Below are 24,880 nucleotides of genomic sequence, written 5' to 3' on the forward strand. Positions count from 1 at the left end.
CTAGTAAAACAAAAACGGCCCAATCGCGAACAGCGATCACGGGCCGTTTTTCTCTTTGTTCTTACCAAGTGATGTTAATCTAACTCCGTTGGAATAAATGCGTTCGTTGCGTTCAAGGGTTCACGATGCCCAGGCATGTGTCCATAATGTTGGCCGTGTGCATGGTAGTATCCGTGCATATACCCGTGATGATACCCTTCCTGATATCCATGGTGGTACATTGGATGATGATGCATAGGGTGATGGCCCCCATGATGGTGTGTATACATTTGGTGTTGTTGATAAGGATTTACGTATGCCATTTAATAATCTCCTCCTAAATCTCAGTTAACAATAACAACGTATGTATGAATGAGCAATGAGGATGCTTGCCTAATATAAATGGGCTAATAAATGGGCACAAGCGGAAGAAGAAGCCGCGCATCTCCTTGCGGTTCAAAGAGGATGGAAAAATGTCGAGACTTATGCGATTTTCCTCGGCAGTTGCCACCCAATGACATACGTCCAAGCAAGCAATATGTACCGTGCGTATATTTATAACGTAGTTAAAAATCAATCGGAAGGGAATGAATTATATGAGCGGAGTAGGTTATGGTTTTAGCCACACAGTAGCAATTGTTTTGGTTCTTTTTATTCTTTTGGTAATCATCACAACAGCTTTTGTCATTTAAATTTCCTTCATCCAACACAAAAAATCTAGAAAAACAAAAACGGCCCTATCACGAAATAGATGCGAATACGGGCCGTTTTTTCTCATGTTTTTTACAATCCAACGGATGTCCTTTGAAACTCGCTTACATAAAATTCTATTTAACATTGACAAAGTATATCAAGAAAGCTATGATATCTCTTGTTGATTTATGAAAGTAACAGGAGGTGTTTTGAATATGGCTGTTCCTCAAAGGAGAACGTCCAAAACACGTCGCGATAAGCGCCGTACTCACTTTAAACTGGCTGTGCCAGGAATGGTGAAGTGTGAACAATGTGCAGAATTAAAAATGGCACATCATGTTTGCAAAAACTGCGGTTCATATAAGGGTAGAGAGATTGTAAAAGCTCAATAATATGAATTGCATCTTAAATGACACTTCTAATTTCTAAAAATTAGAGTGTCATTTTTGTATTTGTAAATAATATAAAGAAGACTACATTCACCTAAGGAGGAAATGGTGATTGTAGTCTTTTTGAGCTTGCTAGATAGAGAATACATTTATGACTTGACTATAGGTGTTCGTTATACTATAGTAAACCCATCGGAATTGACTTAACTGACTCGTCAGTTAATGGGAAGGAGCTCATGAAACTGGTATCGTTAATGAATGAAGAACAGCAGCGTGAGCAGGTTCTGATGAATTCAGCACTAGAGCTATTTGCACGCAAAGGGTATCACAATACGAAGATTTCTGACGTTGTCAAAGCAGCCGGCGTGTCGCAGGGAACGTTTTACTGGTATTTTGAAGGTAAAGAGCAGCTTGCGGTCCGCTTGATCGAGAACGGTAAAGAGAAGCTAACACAAGTGATTGAACAAGGCTATCGCAAGCATGCAGGATCTGTAGATGATATGGTCAGCTCGTCTGCAAGATTGTTGACGGATTTGTTCGAGTTCGCTGATCATAACCGGAATTTGATGGCTATTTTACTTATCAAAGGCCAGGGCGCAGATCCCTTGATCCGGGAAGCTGTTTCGGGAACGTGGATCGCATTCGAGGAAGCCTTCAAGAACAATGTAAACCGAGCCATCGAGCTGGACATGCTTCCGCATTTCACGGATGTTTCACTTCGTGTAAACATACTCGTCTCTTTAATTACGGGCGTCCTTACCAAGTGGTTGTTCGGACCTATGCACGATGTTGATTACAAATCGGCATACAGGCCATCAGAAATAGCTGAGGAAACGGCACGGTTCGAATTCCGGGGATTGTTAGGGTAGCAAATAAAATATCAAATAGGGGTGTATCATAATGAAATTCAAGGTTAAACCATTATTCAAAGCAGCATCATTACTTACTATCGTCGGTCTAGCGTTAGTCGGGTGCGGAAAAACAACCCAACAGCCAGCGGCAAGTCCCGCAACCGATTCTAAAAACACACCTGCAGTGTCTCCGGCTTCAGCAAACCTGCTGGAGCAAATCAAGAAAAACGGCAAAATCAAAGTCGGTTTGATGGGAACCTACGCGCCCTACAACTTTTTGAATGACAAGAAAGAAGTAGACGGCTACGATGCCGACATCGCTAAGAATGTTGCTAAGAAGCTTGGTGTACAAGCGGAATTCATTACCGGTGAATTTTCGGGCTTGATTGAAGGTTTGCAAAAAGATAAATACGACGTATTGATTAGCCAGGTGACCATTACCGATGACCGCAAGAAAACAATGGATTTCTCCAATCCTTATATTAAGAACTCGGTTAATGTCATAGTCAAGAACGATAACAGCACGATCAAGGCGCTTGAGGATTTCAAAGGCAAGAAAATCGGTGTCGGTCTTGGTACGAATGATGAGAAATATTTGCGTGATGTGGCTATGCCGAAGGTCGGGAATTTTGAAATCGCCACGTACAACGATGTCATTTCATCCTTGATGGACCTGAATGTTGGAAGAATTGACGCGACCATCAACAATATCTTTGCCCTGAAGCCACTTGTGGATAAAAACAAGTTTAATATTAAAGCGGTCGGTGCGCCGATCAAGGAAGATTTCGCAGGAATAGCTACCCGCAAAAACAATCCGGAGCTGGTGGAAGCCATCAATAAAGCTTTAAGCGAAATGAAAACCGACGGAACGCTGAAAGAAATTCACCAAAAATGGTTTGGTGTCGATCCGAACTTTTAAGCAATTGGAATATATCGGGGACCCCGCAAAGTAATCGGACTAAGCTTCGAAGCAACACGTCACTTTGTGGGGTGAATTTAGGAGGCCGCACGAATGGAACTCGTTTTAGATAACTTAGGCTTTCTTTTCAAAGGCGCATATTATACCCTGCTTATCACAATCGTCTCGATGTTCTTTGGATTTTTTATCGCTTTGCTCGTTGCCATCGCCCGGTTAAAAGGAAATCGGCTGATCAGCAATTTGGCCAGAGGGTATGTGTCCATCATCCGCGGAACCCCGATTATTGTACAAATCTTCATTATTTATTATGGTTTACCTGATTACGGTATTACATTTGGGCCGCTCACAGCGGCCTATATTTCGCTTAGCATCAATATCGGAGCCTATTTATCCGAGACATTTCGGGGCGCGATCCTATCTGTGCCTAAGGGTCAAACGGAAGCCGCTTTATCTCTAAACATGTCCCCTTGGCAAACGATGCGCAAGATTATTCTTCCGCAGGCAGCCAGAGTGGCGATTCCCCCTATGGGCAATACATTCATAGGCATGCTGAAAGAGACTTCGCTCGTTTCCATTGTGACAGTAACGGAGCTGCTGCGTTCGGCCCAACTGCTGATTGCGCAATATTATGTTGCTATGCCTTTTTACATTTCCATTGCTCTCATGTACTGGATAATGAGCATGTCCTTCTCTCATATTCTTAACCGAATCGAGAAGAAATTATCAAAGGCTTATTAAGGGTGTGAGTGGGCTTGATAGAAGTTAACCATCTTAGTAAACGATTCGATGCTTTGACTGTGCTGCAGGATATTAACCTCCGCATTAATCAACAAGAAATTGTGGTCCTCTTAGGTCCTAGTGGTTCAGGAAAAAGCACATTGCTGCGATGTCTGAACGGTCTTGAAGAGCCAAATGCGGGGTCGATTCGAGTGGATAACATCCTATGGGATGACTCGATGAATGCACCGACGAGGAAAAAAGCCATCCGGGAACTTCGTAATTTAACTGGTATGGTTTTTCAATCTTTTAATCTATTCCCGCACTTGACCGTCTTGGAAAATGTGATCACGGCTCCAGTGACCGTGAAAAACATGCCTAAGGAGCAGGCGATCGAGCTGGCTGAGTCATTACTCGATAAAGTGGGCTTGGCTGAGAAGAAGCATGAATATCCTTCGCGGCTCTCCGGCGGTCAGCAGCAGCGTGTTGCGATTGCCCGTGCACTGGCGATGCAGCCGCAAATTATGTTGTTTGACGAGCCGACCTCGGCACTTGATCCGGAATTAACCGGCGAAGTTTTGTCGGTGATGAGGCAGCTGGCTAACGAGGGAATGACGATGATTGTGGTCACGCATGAAATGAAATTTGCGCAAGAGGTCGCAAATCGGGTTATCTTTATGAGTGAAGGCGTCATTCAGGAGGAAGGTGCCCCGGAGCAATTTTTTGTCCAGCCGCAAACCGAGCGGGCGCGCAAATTTTTGCGGCAGATGGCTCAGGAGCCTGTTTAGCATACGGAGATAGGACTGCCTAATCCGAAGGAGTTGAGACCCATGGTCCACATTGATCAAGATCATTTAGAAACCATTTCAGAGCGAGCCAGATTGATCATGGAGAACGAACAAATCGAAGCTCTAGTTTCCTCCAGCTGTGAAAACTTTTATTACCTTTCCGGTTACCAAAGTGCATTCATGTATACTCTGCGCATGAGTGAAGTTGCCCTCGTTATCCTGTTTCGGGATCCTGCGCGTAAGACGGTCTTGATCATGAATGATTTTGAAGCAGCCGGTGTCGCGAACCATCTTCCAGAGTATGAAGTACGAACATATCCCACCTGGGTGGATGTTGATGACCCGATGGGTCTGATCGGTTCCAAATTCCAAGGAAAGCGGCCGGTCTCCCCCCAAGCGGAGGAAATGTTCGGCGTGCTGGGTCAGGTGCTCGCAGAGTATGGAGCTTCCAATGGGAAAGTCGCTGTCGAGCTAAGCTCGATGCGCTACCCGTCAGTCTTGGCGTTAAGGAAAGCCTGCCCCGGAATATCCGAGTTGGTGGAAGCGAGCTCGATATTTACCAAGCTGCGTGCGATAAAAACCCCGTGGGAGATCGAACAGCTGCGCAAGGCTTGCTATTATGCGGAGGAGGGCATCATTTCCACGATACGTGAAATTGAGGTAGGCATCTCCGCCACGGAGATCGTTGAAACCTTCCGCAAGGCCTTGATGAGATATCCGGGTGGTTCGACCGCACGGTTTCATATGGTTTCCGTAGGAGCCAATTTTGCTCCTGCACATGTATTTGACACACGTCCAAGTGAGCTGGGGGATTTGATTAAATTTGACGTGGGTGTAGAAGTGGCCGGATATGGCTCCGACATCGCCCGCACCTTCGTGCTGGGTCCTCCTTCGGATATGGTGAAGCGAATTTACGACGCACTAAGGGTAGGACACGACCGTCTTCTGCAGATCATTGAGCCAGGGATGACGATGAAGACGGCCTTTGAGGAGGGCATGAATCAGATTCGCTCCTCAGGACTTACCAATTACAACCGCGGCCATCTTGGCCACAGCGCAGGTCTAAGCCTCGCCGCAGAAGAAGCGCCTTTCATTAGTCCATCCGAGGAAACAGTGTTTCGTCCAGGCATGGTGATTTGTTTGGAGACGCCATACTATGGCCATGGTTTAGGCTCGATCATGATTGAGGATATGGTCCTTGTCACAGATAATGGCTGTGAGCGGCTTAATCGGCTAACTACGGATCTTATTTCGCTTTAACCTATAAGAACCGGAGGAGCTTTGTTTTTCTTGATTTGGATGGTTTTAAAAAGATAAATGACTTGTATGGTTAGTTAAAAACTCAAAAAAGAGCAGACGGTATGGCTGTCTGCTCTTTTTTTATATTCAACATGGAATGATTATTTTTTAGAAACTATTCTTATCTCTATAGTGTTGTTGCTCCATCCAACCGTTCCATCATTGATGCTACGTGGATCATGGCGGAAGAGATGAAGTTGATCGTAATATTTCAAAAGATACCTGAATATTTGACATTTTTATTATATCGTAGTCTTATAGTTCCCTTTGAAGTATTATTTTTTCTTAGTTTGCTCCTTTCTTGCCGATCACCTTTTAGTAAAGCATTTGTATGTTCGGGACATGTAATATTGCTCCTTTTGCTTGAATCGTTACTCGTTCATTATAAAATCATTACATATGTCAATTGGTATTTAAGCTACTCGGCTATTTGTTACCTTATTTTATTGGTTATTGCACACTTGTCGCTTGCTTGGAATCGCCATACTTTTGGACGAGAACAAGTATGGGGTTCTCAATGAATCTGTCACCATACGAACATTTTGATAGGAATGAGTGGTTTATTACCATTGGTATAATTTGTACATATACTTTCTCGTACTTTCTGCCAAGTAAACTAAAAGCAGAAGTTACCTTTCTGCTCTTTTTGTGGGGATTCTCTGTGGCGAAGTTTTGGGATTTTACGCTTGGAGGAGGGGTGTTTGACTTTTATGATGTAAACGATTCACCGCACTACGACGTGTTTGACTTTGTTTCATACTTTCTTTATGCTCCATTTTCCTATTTCTTTATTTATTTTTATGAAGTGTTTGGGATTAAAGCGAAAAAAAGTCGTAATTTATGTAGTCGTTTGGGCTGTAATAGCTATAGGAGTTGAACTGATTTCTGTTGTATTTAAAATGATCACATACAAGAATGGATATTCATTGTTTTACTCATTCCCAATTTATTTATTTACTTTAAGTATGACCATTCTTTTTTACCGATGTATAAATTTGGATATTGTGAGGTCGATCAGTAACAAATAAGAAATTGAAGCCGTCAAGGGTAACAGTGCAGTATATAACTAGCAATATTATTTTAGCTTTGACGAAAATGATAATTGAAAAAAGTAGGCTGACTCAAAAGGTTAAAACCTAGCGAGCAGCCTCTTTTTTGTTTCGATACGGAGCGAAATCTAACAGGAATTCCTCCCGTTAATTTGGAATGAGCATCCTACTAAAGAAGCTAGACTTAATCCCATTGCGGCTATTATTAAAATCCTTATCATAATGATCACACCTCTTTTAAAAGAATTGTTGTTGTGTCTTTCGATAGCATTAATATAAACGTATTAACTGAACATAGGATTTGCGTTAACTAATAGTTTTCTGAATGTTATACATAGATGACATGAACAAGGCCAGAAATGGATTGTAAATAAACATATTTCAAAAACCTCATGAATAGATTTAGATGTGGCTTATTCGCACAAACAAATGCATATTTTCGGAGGTGGTAAACTATGCAATCCTCCTATCCTGTGTACCCCTTCCTTGGTTATCAAACCAAGTTTGTACAGGAGCCTATAGCATTTCCGCCACAGCATCAAGATCAAGTCCCTGGTCTGGAGTACCTCATGGTGCCGCGTCCCATTTTTGATTACCCTGGGTATGTCGGTAGCGGCAAGCTGAAAGGGAAGGTTGCGATCATTACTGGAGGTGATAGCGGCTTTGGACGTGCAATTGCAGCCGCTTATGCTAAAGAAGGAGCCGACCTGGCTATTGTATATTTAAATGAACATATTGATGCGGAAGAAACCAAAAAGTATGTTGAGCAATTCGGCACTCGCTGTCTGCTTCTGGCACGAGATCTTCGCGATCCAGCCAGTTCGCCAGATATAATAGCTGAAACGCTTAGTCATTATAATAGACTGGACATCTTAATCAATAATGCTGCGGTTCAACCTTTTACAAGCAGTATCATGGACATTTCCCATGAACAACTTGAAAACACTTTTCGAACCAATATATTCCCCTTGTTTTATTTGACTAAAGCGGCTCTACCTTATTTGGAAAAAGGCAGCGCCATCATCAATACAACTTCAAGGGTCGCCTACGAAGGTGACAAGGACGTCATAGATTACTCTGCAACTAAAGGTGCAATAGTCAGTTTTACTCGCAGTATGGCTCTGTCTTTGGCTGACAAATGTATTCGGGTCAATGCGGTCGCTCCTGGTCCGTCATGGACGCCGCTCAATGTTAGTACCTACTCCAAGGAACATGTAGCTACTCTAGGCACTGACAGTCCGTTCGGACGTGCAGCACAACCTTTCGAGGTGGCACCAGCGTTCGTATACCTTGCAGCAAATGAATCCATGTATGTCACAGGTCAAGTGATGCATGTAAATGGAGGTTTGATCCGTTACTCCTGATTTTAAGCAAAACAAAACACTAGGTTTGTTGAATAAGTGCATATAAAAGATGAAGGGGCTGCAGCTGCAGCTCCTTTTGCTTCTTCATGTGGACAAGGGTTCATTACGTACTTAGAAAAGGGGGGTATCCTTCTTTGTTTCTTTTTTATTATCTATTTACTGTCCTGATAGCCGTGGGAACTGAAGGAGTGAGTGTTCTAATGCATGTTGACCGCTTTTTCGGATAGGTGGCGCTAAGGGAAGATGGACAGCGCAGACCATTTCACAATTTATTACAAAAGGAGCAGTTTTCCCTAGCTGCCGAAATCAATATATTATGTTATTATTTGGAAAGACTACTCAGCTAATAGGAACAAGAGTTAAGTAAATGTACATTATTCTAGTAAAATAGAGGTGTTCTAATGGATATCGCCTTTGAAGTAATTGAGAGCATGTTAGTTAAGTTTAGGTCTGAAAAGAAATGGACTCTTCAAGCGATTGAACAACTGTCAGATGAAGATATTACTTGGTCGCCAACCCCAGAAAGTAATAGTATTGCGAATCTGGTTGCTCATATTAGAGGTGCAGTTCATTCACGGATCGAAACCATCTTTTACAATATTCCTGACACAAGAGATAGAGATAAAGAATTTGAAAGAGGACTTGAACTGTCAAAAGAACAAGCTTTGAATATGATTAAGGAAGCGTTTAACATACTCATTCAATATCTTGAACACCTCAAATTAAATCCTGACTTGTTGTTGTCTCAACCATTTCTCAATTTGCCACCACTTACATATAGCCAAGTAAATAATGAGACAACTGCTCTAAACCTAATGATAGCGATGGTGAGAGAGGTACATTATCATACAGGACAAATAATTTATGCAGCAAAATTGAGGAAAGGGCAACTAGTATGGCAATACGACTAAAATCAGTACGTTTAAATATATGGAATAATTTTACTTTCTGGCTCGTTCAAGAGAAATAGATTGAACCGGATGCCGCCGCCATGTAAGATAAAGCACATATACAGCAAGAGGAAAGGTGCATCCATGTGGACGTATACCGTAAATTTAGTTCGTGATTTATCTCCCGGCGTGAAGCGGTTCATCGCGACCGAAAGCTTGTTTGGCATTGGAGTAGGCATCTTCGGCCTCATCCTGAATTTACATCTCTTGGACTCGGCTTCTCCAAAAGTGACATCGGTAGAATAACGTCGCTGGGGGCGCTTACTATTGGCCTGGCCAGCTTGCTGGCAGGTTTCATCGTGAAGAGCGTTGGACGCAAAACGATGCTCGTAACCGGCATGCTCCTAGCGTTCATGTCGCTCGTGCTCTTCGGTTTTGGAACCAGCATTGGCACGATTACCGCTGCGCAGCTCATCTGGTCGCTCGGCATTACAGCGATCGTGAACTCTGAGATTCAGTTAATCTTCCAATATTGTCGCAGCAAGAAAGAAGAGACGAGTGCGTATTCGTTGCTTTTCGCCGTATTTACATTATTCACTGGCTTCGGCACATGGCTCGGCGGCTATCTGCCGGACTGGCTGCCCGGGCAAACTACGTTGTACCAGTTTGCATTCTTCGTTGCCGGCGGATGCTTAGCGCTCTCAGGCATATTACGTGGATTGCTGCTTCCGTCTACTCATGCAAGGGGGAGTAACGCTCCGCAAACAGAGGTCAGCGGGGTTCAACCAGCGAAATCTTCGGAACGGCCGAAGAGAGGGCATGTGATGTATTTTCTGCTGCTGCTTTCGCTGCTTATTTTCAACTCCGGCTTTACGTTCGGGATGCTTAGCCCGTTCCTGAATGTCATTCTCAAATTCCGATTTCAGATGGATGACGGTAATATCTCCGGTTTGCTCGCGCTGTCTGGATTTTTCTTCTTTATCGGCTCGATCGTTATGCCGTACGTTGTAGAGCGATGGGGCAGCCGCAAGACGTTTGTATTCCTATTTCTGTATAACATGTTTGTCGTGGCGTTGATGGCGCTCGCCATGCCAGCTTCCGTATTTGCGATACTGCTGCTCATTCGCGGGACAGGCCTCACGATGTTAAACAACTTGATGGACAGCGAATGCATGTCGGCTGTCGCTGAAGAAGACCGCAACTTGTTCGCGGTCATGCGGACGGTATCGCGCAGCATCGGCAACACGTTCGCCTCTTACTGGGCAGGCTATATTTTGGCTGGAAATCATTATTCGCTGCCCTTCATTCTTACGGGAATTGCCATACTGGCGGGGTACGTCGTTTATACATGGTTTGTGCAGGGCATGCTGGATCGGAGACTGCAAGGACAGTCTTGACGCATGAATTGTATATTTATGGTAGATTATTTTTCGGGAAATAATTCACTCTTATGTGAGCTATCGGCTTATTTTATTATGAATCCCAATATAACTTTTCGTACTCTTTGCAACCGATGATAGAAAGCTAGTTCAAATAAGGATATTTCAACTTAGAGTATCAGTTGGATTGTCCTTATTTGCCCTACAGTTAACTTAAAGTAACTAAGTTTAAAATTATTCACTTCTTCTCATGTTAGGGATGATTAACTATAATTGAAAATGGTAGATGTCGGAGGTGAATGACGAATGATTTATGAATTGAGAATTTATACGATACTTCCTGGAAGAATCGATGCGATTCGAGAGCGTTTTTCCGCTCATACACTTGGTATTTTTGCCAGACTCGGCATGCAGGTGTGTGATTTCTGGGAGGACTTGGAGGCAGAACCCAAGCTGTATTACACGATGAAATATGAAAGCATGGAAGAACGGACAAGACAGTGGGAAATTTTCTCGCAGGACAAGGAATGGAACGAAGTGAAACAAAGATCCGAGCTGGATGGAAAAATTGTTGAACGAATCGAGCAAATATTTATGAAACGCGCGGAATATTTTAATCTATAGATAGAAAAATTGGTGTGGAAGCAGGAGGAGTTATACGCATGGAATATCGTAAACTTGGCAAGAATGGCCCTGAAATTTCAGTTATTGGTTTCGGCTCTTGGGCGATCGGAGGAGGAGGCTGGGCCAGCGCATGGGGCAACCAAGACGATGAGCTGTCAGCCGAAAGCGTGCGCGTTGCTTTGTACAACGGGATCAATTTTTTTGATACTGCGGCCGTCTATGGTCTGGGCCATTCAGAGGAAGTTATCGGGAAAGTGTTGAAGGGTGATCGCGATAAAGTAGTGTTGGCGACCAAGTGCGGTCTGGTTTGGGACGAAAACAAACACATTTCCAAGAACGGAACCTACGATTCCATCCTTCGCGAAGCGGAAGAATCGCTGCGTCGTCTTGGTACCGATTATATTGATTTGTATCAAATGCACTGGCCGGATACGGATGCGAATGCTCCTGCGGAAGAGACTATGCGCGCCATGGATAAGCTCGTGCAAGATGGCAAAGTACGTTATGTAGGCGTAAGCAATTACAATGTTTCGTTATTGGAAGCGTCGCTTTCTGTAAGACATGTTGATTCTCTTCAGCCGCCGTATTCCATTCTGAGGCCTGCTGTTGAGAAAGAGATCTTGCCATTCTGTCTGGAACAAGGAATCGGTGTCGTCGCCTATAGCCCGTTAACCTCAGGTCTCCTGTCAGGAAATTATACGTATGATACCAAATTTTCAGATGACGATTGGCGCTCCCGCAACGCTGCACATACCGGAGAGGGTTTGAGGAAAAATGTGGACCGCGTCGAGAAGCTGAAGGTTATCGCGAGCCGATACGGCATTACCATGCCTCAACTTGCCATCGCGTATGACCTCGCTCATCCTGCGTTGACCAGCGCGCTTGTAGGCGTTCGCAAGCCGAGTCATATCTTAAGCGTGCTGCCGGCCATCGGTCTGAAGTTGGATGAGGCTACACTTGCGGAAATACGAAAAATAGCTGTTGAATAGCTAGATACTTTTTTCTATAAAAAGACCGGAACTCCAAGGAAATAAGGGGTTCCGGTTTCTTTAGGCTTTTACTAACTTGTCTCTAAAGTATATATAATATTCTCCTTTGAAGGCAATAATATTCAATGCTGTTGATTATACAACAGTTCATCCTATGATTTATTCAAGCAATCTGCTCGCAGGTACGTTCACGTTGACTGCCGCCGGCCATTCGTACAACGCGTGCCTGGGATTCAAGTGCGTTGATAATGCGAATTAGTGAATTGAATTGGGGAAGAGTTGTACGGTGTACAACAATTCCGTGGAAAACGTGGATTAGCTTGCATAATGTTGTATAACGTGCAACAAGATGCGGATAATCAAGCGAATGTTTGAAACATTTACGTCTAGTGTGTTACATACTTTGCATTAACTTTCTTGATTCTAAATAAAGCACCTGAATAAACTTCTTTGTGTTTTGCCGGATCAAGCCGAAAGCTGAAGAATCCTCATTCTCCAGTTCTTTCATTTTTTTACGAATATCGCTCAGGTCAAAAAACTTTGTAGAGTACTGCTCGAACTTGGGATTCGAATAATCAATTAATCCTAGGGATGCCAAGTGGGTTAGCGCTTGGTTTATGGCTCGCCGCACCCGTTGTTCAGCCGCTTTGATCTCTTTTTTTAAGTCAAGAGCGGAAGCGGAGGGGCCTAATTTTTTAAAAGCGATATGATGGTATATGTCATGAAGCTGCGGAAAGCCCTGTTCCTGTGGATGATCCGCCTCATAACGGTACAAATAATCGAGCATCTCTAGTAAGTCTTTGCTGCCGGCTTCTCCAATAAGTCCAAGGTCCGATAACATATAATTTCCACAAGTGATGATATTTTTTTCATGGGAAGGCTGCTCTTTCTCCGTTAATGCGCCGCTAAAGCCGACAGCACTGAGAGATTTTTGGATATTTCGAAGGGATTGGTGCATGCGCAGCAATTCTGAAACCTTGCGAATAACAGCGATAACTTCCAAACGATTTATGGGCTTGGTGATATAATATTCAATTCCGCAGGCATAAGCTTTGACGATCATTTCCTTTGACTCTATTTGAGAAATCATAATGATTTTCCCTTCGAAGCTTCCGGATAGCTTCCGAACAGTCTCTATGCCGTCGCGAACTGGCATTAGTAAATCGATTAGCACAATATCTACTTGCTTGAGTTCGAGCAAAGTGAGATCAACATCCGCCCCGTCAGGAGCTTCGCCTACCACACTTCCTAAATCCTCATCCTCGATAATTTGTTCCAGCATGGAACGGATAGCCGGATCGTCATCGATAATAAAAAAACGCATGGCGCTACTCTCCCTTTCCTATTTGGCTAATCGGCAATGTGATGGTGAAAATAGTGCCTGCGCCTTCGCTATTGGCTTGAACTTGGACGGTTCCGAGCAGTCGCTCTGTTTCCTGCTTCACATAAACCAAACCAATACCCGTCGAGGGATTGCCAGCTTGGTCGAATTTGGTCGTAAAGCCGGGCATAAAGATTTTCTCCCGATATTTTGGCTTAATGCCCGGACCATTATCAATAACACTGAAAACGATAACGTCCATTTTACGTATAATCCCTATTCGAATAATGCCCAATTCCTCAAGTGCTTCAACAGCATTGGCAACCAAGTTATTGAGCAAAGACAATGTTGTGTACACATGACACAAAGGAAAGATACCCTCGGTTTGCAGCGTGAAATCGATTTTCTTGCTAAGTGATTGGGCATACTTCTGATTGGAGCGCAGGACGATATCGGCCAATTCTTCCATCGGCATAAATTCGCTATCGTGCGATATTAAGCCGGATATACCGGCATATATCCGTTGATTGTCCTTTTTGATCTCATGAACCTGCCCGGCGATTCGGAGAGCTTTTTGTGCCAATTCTTCCTGAAAAACATGCTGAGCATCATTTAACGATTGATACAGCTCGTAGCTGTCACGGGCGATATTTTCCGCGTTGTGCAGCGTTTTCTTCAATTGAATGGTTTCCTCGTAAAGCCCAGAAATAAGCAGGAGCATCTTCTCGTTTTCTTTACGCTTCTGCTCTTCAGCCGCTTTCGACTGTCTCAACTTGACCAAATTGAAAAAACCAAGCACGAAAAAACTTCGAAAAAAAGCAATGAGAACAATCTGATTCCAGGTTGCGAAAGTGGTCGTTTGCTCTAATGCCGAATAACGCAGCAAAAGCTCTGCCAACGTCGCAGCGATTTCACACGCCACACCTAGCGCTCCGACCAGTAGCGGTCGGTCATGACGACGGTTCATTCGAAATGCCGCGAAGGCAATCGCATAGGTCAAATAGTAGAAGAATACCGGATAGTGATGCTGAAAAGCAGCTCCCCAGTTCCATTGCGGTTCGAGTACCATCTCAAGTCCCATGCGAAAGATCGCTACAGAGCTGCCGACAAGTAACCCAGAAATAAGCGGTGAAGGGGAACGGATCCAGAGTAGGAAAAGAAAAAAGGCAGGGGTGCCCAAGCTTACCCGAAAATCAGTATGAAACGGGTAAAAATTCAATTCACCCGCGATAGGAACCGAAATGACCATCAGTATTAAAAGGAGCCATTTTTCTTTCAATGCGGTTTTCCAGCCTCCTTTCTAAACAGCTTAACAGTTTTTCGACATCATTTGTATGATTCCTCCATGGACATAGATATGCCATATTCTTCATTATTCCAAAAAACGAGATGAACCATTCGACGAGGATGGACCAAAGAATTTTTGATCAACATGTAGATTCATCTAGATTGCTGTAGATTCCCCGTACAATAAACACATTCAAGGCGTTTTAAGTTTCACACTAAAGAAAGCGCTTTACATTTTTATGAAAAGGGGAATTATGATGAAAAAATTTGGTTTGGCTTTTCAAATCTTATTTGGACTACTATTAGGGATTATTGTCGGGGCTATTTTTTATGGTAATCCAACCATCGAAAGTTATTTAAAACCGGCAGGAGACATTTTCATTCGTCTGATTAAAATGATCGTCGTTCCCATTGTCGTTTCCTCGCTGATTGTCGGAGTAGCGGGAGTTGGAGATATTAAAAAGCTTGGAAGACTTGGAGGTAAAACGCTTCTTTATTTTGAAATCGTAACGACGATTGCTATTATTTTCGGCTTGATCATTGCGAATGTCTTTCATCCCGGAGCTGGAGTCGATATGGCTGGACTAGCTAAATCGGATATAACGAAATATGTCGAAGCGACGAAAACTGTGACCAGTCACAGCTTCGCCGATACATTCGTCAATATCGTTCCGAATAACATCTTCCAATCATTAGCAGCCGGTGACATGCTGGCCATCATTTTCTTCTCCGTATTGTTTGGCCTTGGCGTTGCCGCGATTGGCGATAAAGGAAAGCCGGTTTTATCTTTTTTCCAGGGCGTTGCCGAATCGATGTTTTGGGTGACGAACCAAATTATGAAATTTGCGCCGATCGGTGTCTTCGGCTTGATTGGTGTAACCGTATCCAAATTCGGTGTCGGCTCTTTGCTTCCTTTGGGGAAATTAGTGATTGCTGTATATGTCGGCATGTTCCTATTTGTAGTTATCGTGCTTGGTTTGATTGCTAAGCTTTGCGGTACCAGCCTATGGGCAATTATCCGCATTTTAAAAGATGAACTCATTCTAGCTTACTCTACAGCAAGCTCCGAAACAGCACTTCCAAAAATGATGGAAAAAATGGAGAAGTTCGGCGTACCGAAGGCGATTACATCCTTCGTCGTTCCAATAGGATATTCGTTTAATTTGGATGGCTCCACGTTATATCAAGCGATAGCTGCATTATTTATCGCACAAATGTATGGGATCCATATGTCGATTAGCTCTCAAATCATGTTGATGCTTGTCTTAATGCTCACTTCAAAGGGAATTGCTGGTGTACCAGGCGCTTCGTTCGTCGTCCTGCTTGCTACCCTTGGATCTGTAGGGATTCCGCTCGAAGGTCTTGCTTTTATCGCAGGTATTGACCGTATTCTGGATATGGCACGTACAGTAGTTAACGTAATTGGTAATTCTATGGCTGCAGTGGTCATGGCCAAATGGGAAGGTCAGTACGATAAAAGCAAAGGAAAGCAATATTTAGAGTCGGTCAAGAAGGCTGCGTAAGAAAATTTCGAGGGGGAAATAACCATGACAACAGCTCAACAAAGGATGGAAAAAGATTTTCTAGGTTCAAAGGAAGTGCCTTCTGACGCCTATTACGGCATTCAAACCATGCGCGCAGTAGAAAATTTCCCGATTACTGGCTACCGCATTCACGAAGAATTGATACGTGCGATGGCGACTGTGAAACACGCGGCTGCAGCAGCGAACATGGAGATCAGGCAGTTGAATCCGCAGATTGGGCATGCCGTTGTGCAAGCAGCACAAGAAATAATGGATGGTAAATGGCATGATCAATTTATCGTCGATCCGATACAAGGCGGAGCAGGTACGTCCATCAATATGAATACCAATGAGGTCATCGCCAACCGGGCAATCGAGATTCTCGGGGGAATCAAGGGCGATTATTTTAAAGTAAGTCCGAACTCGCATGTGAATATGGCCCAGTCTACCAACGATGCTTTTCCGACGGCGATTCATATTGCAACACTTTCATTAATTGAAAAGCTGCTCGTGACGATGGATGAGATGCTCGCCGCGTTTCGCAAAAAAGCCGTGCAATTCGACGGGGTTATCAAAATGGGGCGGACTCATCTTCAGGATGGCGTGCCGATCCGCCTCGGGCAGGAATTTGAGGCTTACAGCCGGGTACTGGAACGCGATATCAAGCGAATCAAGCAGACCCGCGACCATTTGTACGAAGTCAACATGGGGGCAACTGCTGTTGGAACCGGTTTGAATGCCGATCCCCGCTATATTAAGCGGGTCGTTGAATTGCTCGCTGAGCTTAGCGGGCTGCCGCTTACCAATGCGGATCACCTGGTGGACGCAACTCAGAATACAGATGCCTATACCGAGGTGTCTGCTGCATTGAAAGTTTGCATGATCAACATGTCGAAGATTGCCAACGACTTACGATTGCTCGCATCCGGACCGCGTGCTGGGCTTGGAGAGCTGAACCTGCCTGCACGGCAACCCGGCTCGTCGATCATGCCGGGCAAGGTAAATCCGGTTATGGCTGAGGTCGTCAATCAGGTAGCTTTCCAGGTTATCGGAAATGACCATACGATTTGCCTTGCCTCTGAAGCGGGGCAGCTCGAGCTTAACGTGATGGAGCCTGTGCTCGTGTTCAATTTACTTCAATCGCTCAGCATGATGAATCAAGTTTTCAAGGTTTTCCGTGTGCATTGTTTGGAAGAAATCGAAGCGAATGTAGAGCGCTGCAAGGAGTATGTGGAGAAAAGTGTTGGGGTCATTACCGCGCTCAACCCGCATCTGGGCTATGAAGTCGTAGCTAGGATCGCACGTGAAGCGATTCTGACGGGTCGTCCGGTTCGGGAGCTGTGCCTTCTATATAATGTCTTAACGGAAGAGGAGCTCGAGATTATCCTCGATCCTTATGAAATGACGAATCCGGGTATCGCAGGAGCGGAGTTATTGAACAAGAACTAAGAGGAACTGCGGAATCCGTTTCACAAAATTATAGGGAGTGTGTGCAAAAAAATGTCAGTGTCAAGCAGTGCCAGTACTTATATGATATTTCGGCTTCAAATCGATAAAGAACTAACCTCGTTCGGCGATATCGCCGGAGTCATTGAAGGGACAAACGGCGATATTGTGGGAATTGATGTTATCTCCTCTGGCCGTACCCACACTGTCCGCGATATAACCGTCAATGTATTAGATCAAGCTCATAGCCAACAGATCGATGAATCGCTTCAGAAGCTAAGCGGTGTCAAGGTGATTCACGTGTCGGACCGTACTTTCCTCGTGCACTTGGGAGGGAAAATCGAGATTGCCTCCAAAATTCCGGTAAAAAACCGTGACGATTTGTCACGGGTATACACCCCAGGTGTCGCCAAAGTCTGCACAGCTATTGCGGAACAGCCGAGTAAGGCTTATTCATTAACGATCAAAAGGAATATGATCGCGGTGGTGTCGGACGGAACGGCTGTCCTTGGGCTTGGCGACATCGGACCGATGGCGGCCATGCCGGTGATGGAAGGCAAGGCCATGCTGTTCAAAGAATTCGCAGGTGTGGACGCATTTCCTATTTGCTTGGATACGAAAGACCCTGATGAAATTGTAAGCATCGTAAAAGCAATGGCTCCCGCATTCGGAGGCATTAATTTGGAGGACATTTCATCACCGCGCTGCTTCGAAATTGAGGAGCGTTTGAAGAAGGAATTAGATATACCGGTGTTTCACGATGACCAACACGGAACGGCTGTCGTCCTTCTGGCCGGCTTGTTGAATGCGCTCAAAATAACCGGCAAGCAAATGTCGGATATTAAGGTTGTTGTGAACGGTATCGGCGCAGCGGGCATCGCTTGCTCTAAAATGCTGCTCGCCGCCGGTGTGCATAATTTGATCGGGGTGGACCGCTATGGCGCCATTCATCGGGATGCTCATTACGACAACCCTCATTGGACGGAGTTTGCTAAGATGACGAATCCGAACTTGGAAGTCGGCAGCTTGTCCGAAGTTATCAAGAATGCGGATGTTTTTATCGGCGTTTCGGCTCCGAATATTTTAAAGGTGGAGGATGTCCAGTCCATGGCGAAAGATCCGATCGTCTTTGCGATGGCCAACCCGATTCCAGAGATCGATCCGGAGCAGGCCAAGCCTTACGTTAGGGTCATGGCTACTGGAAGGTCTGATAAACCAAATCAAATCAACAACGTGCTTTGCTTCCCCGGCATTTTCCGTGGTGCACTGGATTGTAGGGCAAGCGAAATCAATGAAGCTATGAAGCTTGCGGCTGCACAAGCGATTGCATCAGTCGTAACGGATGAAGAATTGAACGAAACCTATATTATTCCTAGTGTATTTAACCAGAAAGTGGTTGAAAAGGTAAGAGAGGCAGTTATTGAAGCGGCTTACCGTACCGGGGTTGCTCGAAAAAGCATGAGAGAATCCAATTAGATACAAAAAATAAAAGACAATTCGATATTCTCTAGAATATCCAACAAAGGAGCTTGCCGTGGCAAGCTCCTTTGTTGAGCTCTAACCGTCTTTTGTTGTAGTAACAGTTCATTAGATCATGTGCTTGTCACTTCTTCGCAACCGTTCGTTTTTTTATTGATAAAGACGGCTGAGTTGCTAATAAGCTGGAGTTCTCGGAATATACTAAAGCATAATCATTTTTAGGAAAGGAATCCGAGCCATTAGGAGGATTTCATGAAAACGCTTCAACAAGACAGTGAATTCGATAACGCTATTCTCTTTGGACAATACGTGATGGTTTTGACCGAATGGAAATGGATAGGCGGCGGACTTATTGAGAGCTACGATGAAAAGGGTGTCCTAGTGGGTGGCAGACTATATTCCCGCAGCAAATCAACATTCATTATATCTCCACCACCTCAATGTTATGTGAAATGAAATTTTAAAAAATAAGGCGGTGAATTTTGTGAAAGTGGAAAAAGACAAAACGCATCCCATTTACTATGACGGAACGATGTCGGAGAAACTAACAAAAGATCAGAAGGGAATAACCCAACGACCCAAGGAAATCAAGCTGGATGATGATGTTCGTCGTTTTCTATCGGGTAATCCATATCCGTGGAAGGGGGTATGAGGATCCGGCTGAAAGAATACCGCATAACCGCCTTCCAGTGACTTACTCCTTCAATGAACCAATCATTACACCTTTGGCGAAATATCTCTGAACAAACGGGTAAATAAGCACGATTGGAGTTACTACGATTATAATGGTGGCCATTTTCAAGGAATTTCCGGTCACCTGGATTTTATCCAGCAGCTCGTAGTTCGTGCCCGCCGCCTGATTGAGCGTATCTCGCATAGCTTCAGCCGAGGCCAGCATCTCCTGCAGAATTGTGGATAAAGGCCGCAAAGCAGCATCTCGGACAAAGAATGCTCCAGTAAACCAATCGTTCCAATGGTTGACCGCGTTAAACAGCGTTGGTGAAGAATATAACCAATGTAAAGAATTTAACGCCAGGCATAGTCTTTGATTTCACTGCAAAGGCGGCCATAGCAGTCAGGAATACAGCTGAGATCGTGCCAAGTATCGTACGGAATGCCGAGACGGCAAAGGCCGAGCCGATGTTGGAAGAGATAAACACTTCATGGTAATTTTCAAGCGACCAGATTCTCGGCCAGAAAAAAATGCCGCCTCTTTCGGCGTCTTTACCTGGGTTGAACGATAAAGCAAATACGTTAAGAAAGGGGAGGATGATCATCAGACATAGTAGAAAAATAAGAAGGAAATTGACAACTTTTAATGTTTTTTCTCCGCTGCTAAGCTTGTAGAATTCTGTTCCCATGGCCACTCCCTCATTGTGAGGACAAAGGCGATTTCATCCGAAGGGGACAAAACCGCCTCTGTCGCTATATGCATGCTAAAGTCTAAAATTTAATTTTCGTCTTCGGATCGGCATTCTTCTCCGACAGCAGCTTCAGGTAATCATCCACGCCTGCGTTCTTCAACTGCTGCAACGAAGAATCTAGAATTTTCTTAGCTTCAGTCAGGTCCTTGCTGTAGTAGGCTTTCACCAGATTGACGTTGTAATTGTCAAGCGCCGCCTGCAGCGCAGTTACGTTCTTGAACTCACCCATGAAGGCTAGTGGTGTATACCCATCAACGATTTTGGCGTTTGCTCGTTTCTCATCCCAATTCCACATTTTTGCAATGGCCAAGGCGCCTGCACTATTTGCCGGACTGACCGAATCTCCATATTCCGCTTCACCGAAATCGGCTTCATTTTTGATGTCCGTGCTTCCCAGCAGCTCGCCCCAGTTGTTGCCTACTCCAGCAAATCCGAGTTTCTTCGCCTCGTTCGGCGAATTCTTCTTCAAGTCAAGCACACTTTGCTTCACAATCGGATTGCCTTTGGCGTCCAGTGTATAATCTCTGCCTTCGATTCCATATCTCCACAGCAGCTTGCCTTCGCGACTGGCAAGGAAGTCGGCAAATTTCACGATATCCTGCGGATTTTTAGTTTTGGACGGTATCGCCCATGCGGAACTTCCGGATTTATAATCCACTTGCATTTGGTAGGGGCCATTTACCTTATTTAAGGGGCCGAGTGGAACGAAATGACCGTCTTGGTTAAAATCTTGATAATTATGCATATCTCCGATGATGGCGAACGATCCGTTCAGGACGTTTTCTGTCGCACGGCTCTCGTCCATCGTGAACATCTCGGTATTAATCAGCTTTTCTTTAAACAGCTTTTGCATGTACTCCACTTTTTTCATAGCGAAATCCGTTTCAGCCTCATGCAGAATGTTCCCGTTCGCATCCTGATTGATGCGTTGATCGTCCGATCCCCACATCAAATCACTGAACAGAATGGAGTAATCCTTGTTATTTCCCGTTCCCCAGTAACCAGGTCCGATAGGGTACACGTTTTTTCCATTTTTGTCCTTAAAATTGCCCTCTTTAATTTGCTGGGCCAGTTTATACAATTGATCTGTCGTCTTGATCTGGCTTGGATCGATTTTGAGCGCTTCTGCAATATCTTTACGAATATACGGACCGCCTACGTATTTCCGGGTCAAATAACCGCCATCGCGTGGGATGTTCATATGAACAAAGTAGGAGGAGCCTTTAAACTCAGGACGGAACATGACGCTGTTTTTCGTATCGGTTGGCAAATAATCGTTTTGCAAATATTTACTGTAAACTTTGGTGTCTTTCATTAATGGCGTCAAATCGGTGAACATGCCATCTCGCGCAGCCTTCAGGACCAGCTTCATCTCCGGACGTCCGCTGTTGTTCAGGTAGAAGGCGATGAAGTCCGGCAGGTCACCTGAAGCTAAACCAGCAGTTAATCCTTCGATCGAACGATTTGCCTTCATGATTTGAATTTCAAAATCGATACCGGTAAGATCCTTGATCTTCTGCTTGACCTCGGCGTTCATATCTTCCGTATAATCGTCAGTGCCCATGAAGACAAGCCCTTTGATTTTACGATCCGCAATCCATGTTGCCGGTTTGCCGTTTGAAGCGGAGCTGCTTGCTGCTGTTTTGCTGACGTTCTCATTGCCCGAACCATTACAGCCAGCGAGAATTAAAGACAAGATCATCGGTGCAGCAACCCATTTCAACCATTTTCTGTACATTTCCATTCTCCTTTATATGCTTGTTTTTATAGAAAACGCCTGATGGCGGTTTTCGAAAGCAATAGTCAATCTAGTATCGTTACCATAGAGATGTATCCATAAGTCTGCGAGAGAGCCTGTTGGCGATAATGACGAGAATAAAACCGATCAATCCTTGCATCAGCCCGACAGCAGTGGCGTACCCGTATTGGCCGCTTGTTAGACCTATCCGGATAATATAAGTGTCCAGTATGTCAGACAACGCTCTATTTCCCGGTGTTCCCAGCAAGTACAGCTGATCGAAACCCGCCGACAGGACGCTTCCGAGCGACAAGATAAACAAGGAGACAATGGTTGGCGCTATGGAAGGTAAGGTGATATGCCATATTTCTCGCCACTTGCTAGCTCCATCTATCTTGGCGGCTTCATACATATCGGGATTAATGCCCGCAATGGCAGCCAGATAAATGATGGAGTCCCAGCCGATCGACTTCCATATGAAGCTGCCGAACATGATCGGATAGAAGTATTTCGATTCCATCATGTAAAATGTATCCCCGGCACCTCCGAAGTAGGCGGTGAGTTGATTAAGCATCCCAGTATCTGGTGCCAGCACTCGCTGCATCATTCCGACGACAACGACCCAAGAAAGGAAATGAGGCAAGTAGGAGATACTTTGGGCTACATTCTTAAACCACTTGGTACGGAGCTCATTAAACATGAGAGCCAGAAGGATGGGAAACGGCAAGTACACAAAAAGTTTCATGAAACTGATAATTAACGTGTTTTTGATTAATAACCCACTTTGATAGTCATGAAAGAACGTCTTAAAGTAATCAAATCCGATCCAGGGGCTACCCAAGATACCTTTGTTAAACTTGTACTCTTTGAATGCTAGGATGACTCCGCCCATCGGAACGTACGAGAAGACGATAAAGAATGCCAAGCAGGGCAGGAGCATCAGGTATAGATAGCGATGCAATAAGATTTTTTTCCAAAGAATTTGCCGGGTAACACTTCTTGCAAGGGGGGACGATGAATGAGGAATCATGAATGCAAAATCACCAACCTTTTGAATGAATATTTTATGGTATCGATACCATATTGAAATAAAAAAATATTCCCGAACATCAAAGATTTATCAAAGATTTCACGCAGCTATGGTGTGTAAATCACTTCGCATTCTTGATAAACATGGTACCGATACCATATTGGAGACTAAACGTTTTTTCTCAAAGCACAATCGAACTTGAAGCTGCGATTACTGTCTCCTTTAATGTGAGATGTCCAAAGATCATTTCTAGCTAAGATTAATGGACTTTTGTGAATTTTGTTCGTTAAGTTTTATAAGAAAATGTAAATGTATCGGCCCGGTTCTGAATAGTTCTCGTGTTCTCATAGACAATCAACGAACATACGTGCTATAATTGGAAGATTCTGAGTGTCAACATAGATTGGAGATTAGGTATGAATCAATCGTTACTTCGGAATCGGACATTTGTTTTCATGATGATCGGAGAAGCCATTCAAGGCGCAGGTATTTGGACAAGTATTATTGCTAATTTGCAATTTATGCAAAGCCACGTCCCGTCGGATTTAGGCAAGAGCTTGATCTTGATGTGTGGTTTATTTCTCGGTGTACTCATTTCGCCGCAAGCCGGGGTGTGGGCAGACCGCTATGATAAGAAAAAAATATTGTTTATATCAGGGCTTGTCCGCTGTCTGGCTCCGATTGTCATGTTTGCGGCTATTCACTACCAATCCGTCGCCATTATGCTGTTGTCCGTCGTCATCATGCAAGTAGCGGCTACTGTTTATATGCCTACCGTACAAGCAGCGCTGCCTTCCGTCGTTCCGGCCTCCGAGCTGCTTAAAGCGAACAGCTTAAACTTTAACGTGATTACAATAGCGAGAATCGGCGGTACTGCTGTAGCAGGTATATTGGTATCCATGATGAATTTGTACACGGTCTATGCGCTGTCGCTTGCTTTTTATGTCATTCTCGTGATGCTTATTACACAATTGAGGATTCCAAATACTGCGGATTCCGCGGGTGCAAGAAAGCAGGAGAAAATCCGCTTTACGGAGTTATTTCCACTCATTCGGGCAGAACCGTCTATATTCATCGCACTTATCAATAGCGGAGTTATTACCTTGTTTCTAGGCGGTTTTAATTTGCTTGTACTGAAGTTTAGTCAAATTCAGCACAAACCGGAACTGATGGGCTGGATCTATTCTTTAGAAGGCACGAGCATTTTGATTGCAGGTCTATTTGCAAAGCGTGCGATCGGCATGCGGAATCTGGTAACCAGCTCTACGCTTTTCATGTTATTATTTGCTCTTTCTTTTGCAGGAATGTCCTTCAGCGAAAGCAGCTATGCGGTTCTCGGTTCCTTCGTATTGTTTGGTTGCGCAGTCGCTTTTTTCTTTCCGATGGTATCGACACTCTTCCAAATCAAAGTGCCCAAAGAAGCACAAGGCCGCTTTTTCTCATTTCGAGGCATGCTTGACCGCGTCATGTTCCAGATTTCGCTGCTTGCGACCGGCGCTTGTCTCGATTGGTTCGGGATCTCCACATTTTTGCTGACGCTCGCCATTATTACAATATCAAGCGGGATCTTGACGTTGTTCATTGCCAAACGAAAATCAATGGACGTCCGGCAACCGAGCATTGGAGACACAGTTGTTGGAAATAAATGAATCTAGAGAACGAACAAGCCCCGATCCTTATAGGAATCGGGGCTTTATTCGTC

Annotated in this window: 25 protein-coding genes; 17 read left to right on the top strand and 8 right to left on the bottom strand. The window is 44.4% G+C overall.

Annotated elements, in window-relative coordinates; genetic code table 11:
- Positions 1 to 74 precede the first annotated feature (74 nt).
- A complete protein-coding gene (locus tag G519_RS41715) occupies positions 75 to 302 on the bottom strand; it encodes a hypothetical protein (protein ID WP_036632053.1) in 228 nt (75 codons plus the stop codon).
- Positions 303 to 887: 585 nt separating this feature from the next.
- Here G519_RS41715 and rpmF point away from each other — a divergent pair.
- The 8 genes from rpmF (at position 888) to G519_RS0104755 (ending at position 8,959) form a co-directional block, all read left to right on the top strand.
- Complete coding sequence (rpmF, locus tag G519_RS0104715) at positions 888 to 1,064, top strand: 50S ribosomal protein L32 (RefSeq protein ID WP_029193705.1); 177 nt, start codon at positions 888 to 890, stop codon at positions 1,062 to 1,064.
- A 284-nt stretch (positions 1,065 to 1,348) separates the two neighbouring features.
- Positions 1,349 to 1,930 (top strand): TetR/AcrR family transcriptional regulator, encoded by a 582-nt coding sequence (locus tag G519_RS0104720; protein ID WP_084160033.1) that lies wholly within the window; start codon positions 1,349 to 1,351, stop codon positions 1,928 to 1,930.
- Positions 1,931 to 1,961: 31 nt separating this feature from the next.
- Complete coding sequence (locus G519_RS0104725) at positions 1,962 to 2,831, top strand: transporter substrate-binding domain-containing protein (protein ID WP_029193707.1); 870 nt, start codon at positions 1,962 to 1,964, stop codon at positions 2,829 to 2,831.
- 93 nt (positions 2,832 to 2,924) lie between these two features.
- Entirely contained in the window at positions 2,925 to 3,569 is a 645-nt protein-coding gene (locus tag G519_RS0104730) for an amino acid ABC transporter permease (protein ID WP_029193708.1), read from the top strand.
- 14 nt (positions 3,570 to 3,583) lie between these two features.
- Positions 3,584 to 4,336 carry an amino acid ABC transporter ATP-binding protein gene (locus G519_RS0104735; protein ID WP_029193709.1) on the top strand — a complete coding sequence of 251 codons (753 nt, stop codon included), beginning with the start codon at positions 3,584 to 3,586 and terminating at the stop codon, positions 4,334 to 4,336.
- A 42-nt stretch (positions 4,337 to 4,378) separates the two neighbouring features.
- Complete coding sequence (locus tag G519_RS0104740) at positions 4,379 to 5,596, top strand: M24 family metallopeptidase (protein ID WP_029193710.1); 1,218 nt, start codon at positions 4,379 to 4,381, stop codon at positions 5,594 to 5,596.
- A 1,543-nt stretch (positions 5,597 to 7,139) separates the two neighbouring features.
- Positions 7,140 to 8,048 (top strand): SDR family oxidoreductase, encoded by a 909-nt coding sequence (locus tag G519_RS0104750; protein ID WP_029193711.1) that lies wholly within the window; start codon positions 7,140 to 7,142, stop codon positions 8,046 to 8,048.
- A gap of 401 nt (positions 8,049 to 8,449) precedes the next feature.
- Positions 8,450 to 8,959 carry a DUF1572 family protein gene (locus tag G519_RS0104755; protein WP_029193712.1) on the top strand — a complete coding sequence of 170 codons (510 nt, stop codon included), beginning with the start codon at positions 8,450 to 8,452 and terminating at the stop codon, positions 8,957 to 8,959.
- 11 nt (positions 8,960 to 8,970) lie between these two features.
- Here G519_RS0104755 and G519_RS51560 read toward each other — a convergent pair whose 3' ends face one another.
- Positions 8,971 to 9,177, bottom strand: a complete 207-nt coding sequence (locus tag G519_RS51560; RefSeq protein WP_127528314.1) for a hypothetical protein — start codon at positions 9,175 to 9,177, stop codon at positions 8,971 to 8,973.
- Between G519_RS51560 and G519_RS0104770 the strand changes: the two genes are divergently transcribed.
- The 3 genes from G519_RS0104770 to G519_RS0104780 all read left to right on the top strand — a co-directional run bounded on the left by G519_RS0104770 (position 9,118) and on the right by G519_RS0104780 (position 11,930).
- On the top strand, positions 9,118 to 10,335 hold the full coding sequence (locus G519_RS0104770; protein WP_084160023.1) for an MFS transporter: 1,218 nt from the start codon (positions 9,118 to 9,120) through the stop codon (positions 10,333 to 10,335). The genes G519_RS51560 and G519_RS0104770 overlap by 60 nt on opposite strands.
- A gap of 288 nt (positions 10,336 to 10,623) precedes the next feature.
- Positions 10,624 to 10,941 (top strand): NIPSNAP family protein, encoded by a 318-nt coding sequence (locus G519_RS0104775; RefSeq protein WP_029193714.1) that lies wholly within the window; start codon positions 10,624 to 10,626, stop codon positions 10,939 to 10,941.
- A 38-nt stretch (positions 10,942 to 10,979) separates the two neighbouring features.
- A complete protein-coding gene (locus G519_RS0104780; protein ID WP_036632054.1) occupies positions 10,980 to 11,930 on the top strand; it encodes an aldo/keto reductase in 951 nt (316 codons plus the stop codon).
- A 394-nt stretch (positions 11,931 to 12,324) separates the two neighbouring features.
- Here the strand turns inward: G519_RS0104780 and G519_RS0104785 are convergent, their stop codons facing one another.
- Positions 12,325 to 13,254, bottom strand: coding sequence for a response regulator (locus G519_RS0104785; RefSeq protein WP_029193716.1), 930 nt, complete (start codon positions 13,252 to 13,254; stop codon positions 12,325 to 12,327).
- A gap of 4 nt (positions 13,255 to 13,258) precedes the next feature.
- Positions 13,259 to 14,530 carry a sensor histidine kinase gene (locus G519_RS0104790; RefSeq protein WP_029193717.1) on the bottom strand — a complete coding sequence of 424 codons (1,272 nt, stop codon included), beginning with the start codon at positions 14,528 to 14,530 and terminating at the stop codon, positions 13,259 to 13,261.
- Positions 14,531 to 14,795: 265 nt separating this feature from the next.
- Here G519_RS0104790 and G519_RS0104795 point away from each other — a divergent pair, with 265 nt between their 5' ends.
- The 5 genes from G519_RS0104795 to G519_RS49935 all read left to right on the top strand — a co-directional run bounded on the left by G519_RS0104795 (position 14,796) and on the right by G519_RS49935 (position 19,638).
- On the top strand, positions 14,796 to 16,061 hold the full coding sequence (locus G519_RS0104795; protein WP_029193718.1) for a cation:dicarboxylate symporter family transporter: 1,266 nt from the start codon (positions 14,796 to 14,798) through the stop codon (positions 16,059 to 16,061).
- Between the two features lie 24 nt (positions 16,062 to 16,085).
- Complete coding sequence (gene aspA / locus G519_RS0104800) at positions 16,086 to 17,510, top strand: aspartate ammonia-lyase (protein WP_029193719.1); 1,425 nt, start codon at positions 16,086 to 16,088, stop codon at positions 17,508 to 17,510.
- A 51-nt stretch (positions 17,511 to 17,561) separates the two neighbouring features.
- Complete coding sequence (locus G519_RS0104805) at positions 17,562 to 18,983, top strand: NAD-dependent malic enzyme (RefSeq protein ID WP_029193720.1); 1,422 nt, start codon at positions 17,562 to 17,564, stop codon at positions 18,981 to 18,983.
- Between the two features lie 255 nt (positions 18,984 to 19,238).
- Positions 19,239 to 19,442, top strand: a complete 204-nt coding sequence (locus G519_RS0104810) for a hypothetical protein (protein WP_029193721.1) — start codon at positions 19,239 to 19,241, stop codon at positions 19,440 to 19,442.
- Between the two features lie 28 nt (positions 19,443 to 19,470).
- Complete coding sequence (locus G519_RS49935) at positions 19,471 to 19,638, top strand: hypothetical protein (protein ID WP_154669537.1); 168 nt, start codon at positions 19,471 to 19,473, stop codon at positions 19,636 to 19,638.
- A gap of 42 nt (positions 19,639 to 19,680) precedes the next feature.
- Here the strand turns inward: G519_RS49935 and G519_RS51985 are convergent, their stop codons facing one another.
- The 4 genes from G519_RS51985 to G519_RS0104830 all read right to left on the bottom strand — a co-directional run bounded on the left by G519_RS51985 (position 19,681) and on the right by G519_RS0104830 (position 23,178).
- Entirely contained in the window at positions 19,681 to 19,914 is a 234-nt protein-coding gene (locus G519_RS51985) for a hypothetical protein (protein ID WP_244280012.1), read from the bottom strand.
- A gap of 58 nt (positions 19,915 to 19,972) precedes the next feature.
- On the bottom strand, positions 19,973 to 20,347 hold the full coding sequence (locus G519_RS51990) for an ABC transporter permease family protein (RefSeq protein ID WP_244280013.1): 375 nt from the start codon (positions 20,345 to 20,347) through the stop codon (positions 19,973 to 19,975).
- A gap of 82 nt (positions 20,348 to 20,429) precedes the next feature.
- A complete protein-coding gene (locus tag G519_RS0104825; protein ID WP_029193722.1) occupies positions 20,430 to 22,148 on the bottom strand; it encodes an extracellular solute-binding protein in 1,719 nt (572 codons plus the stop codon).
- Between the two features lie 79 nt (positions 22,149 to 22,227).
- Complete coding sequence (locus G519_RS0104830; RefSeq protein ID WP_036632057.1) at positions 22,228 to 23,178, bottom strand: ABC transporter permease; 951 nt, start codon at positions 23,176 to 23,178, stop codon at positions 22,228 to 22,230.
- Positions 23,179 to 23,594: 416 nt separating this feature from the next.
- Here G519_RS0104830 and G519_RS41730 point away from each other — a divergent pair, with 416 nt between their 5' ends.
- Positions 23,595 to 24,827 carry an MFS transporter gene (locus tag G519_RS41730; protein WP_036632059.1) on the top strand — a complete coding sequence of 411 codons (1,233 nt, stop codon included), beginning with the start codon at positions 23,595 to 23,597 and terminating at the stop codon, positions 24,825 to 24,827.
- The last annotated feature ends 53 nt before the right edge of the window (positions 24,828 to 24,880 follow it).

The sequence above is a fragment of the Paenibacillus alginolyticus DSM 5050 = NBRC 15375 genome (assembly GCF_000422905.1).
GTDB classification, from domain to species: Bacteria; Bacillota; Bacilli; order Paenibacillales; family NBRC-103111; genus Paenibacillus_E; species Paenibacillus_E alginolyticus.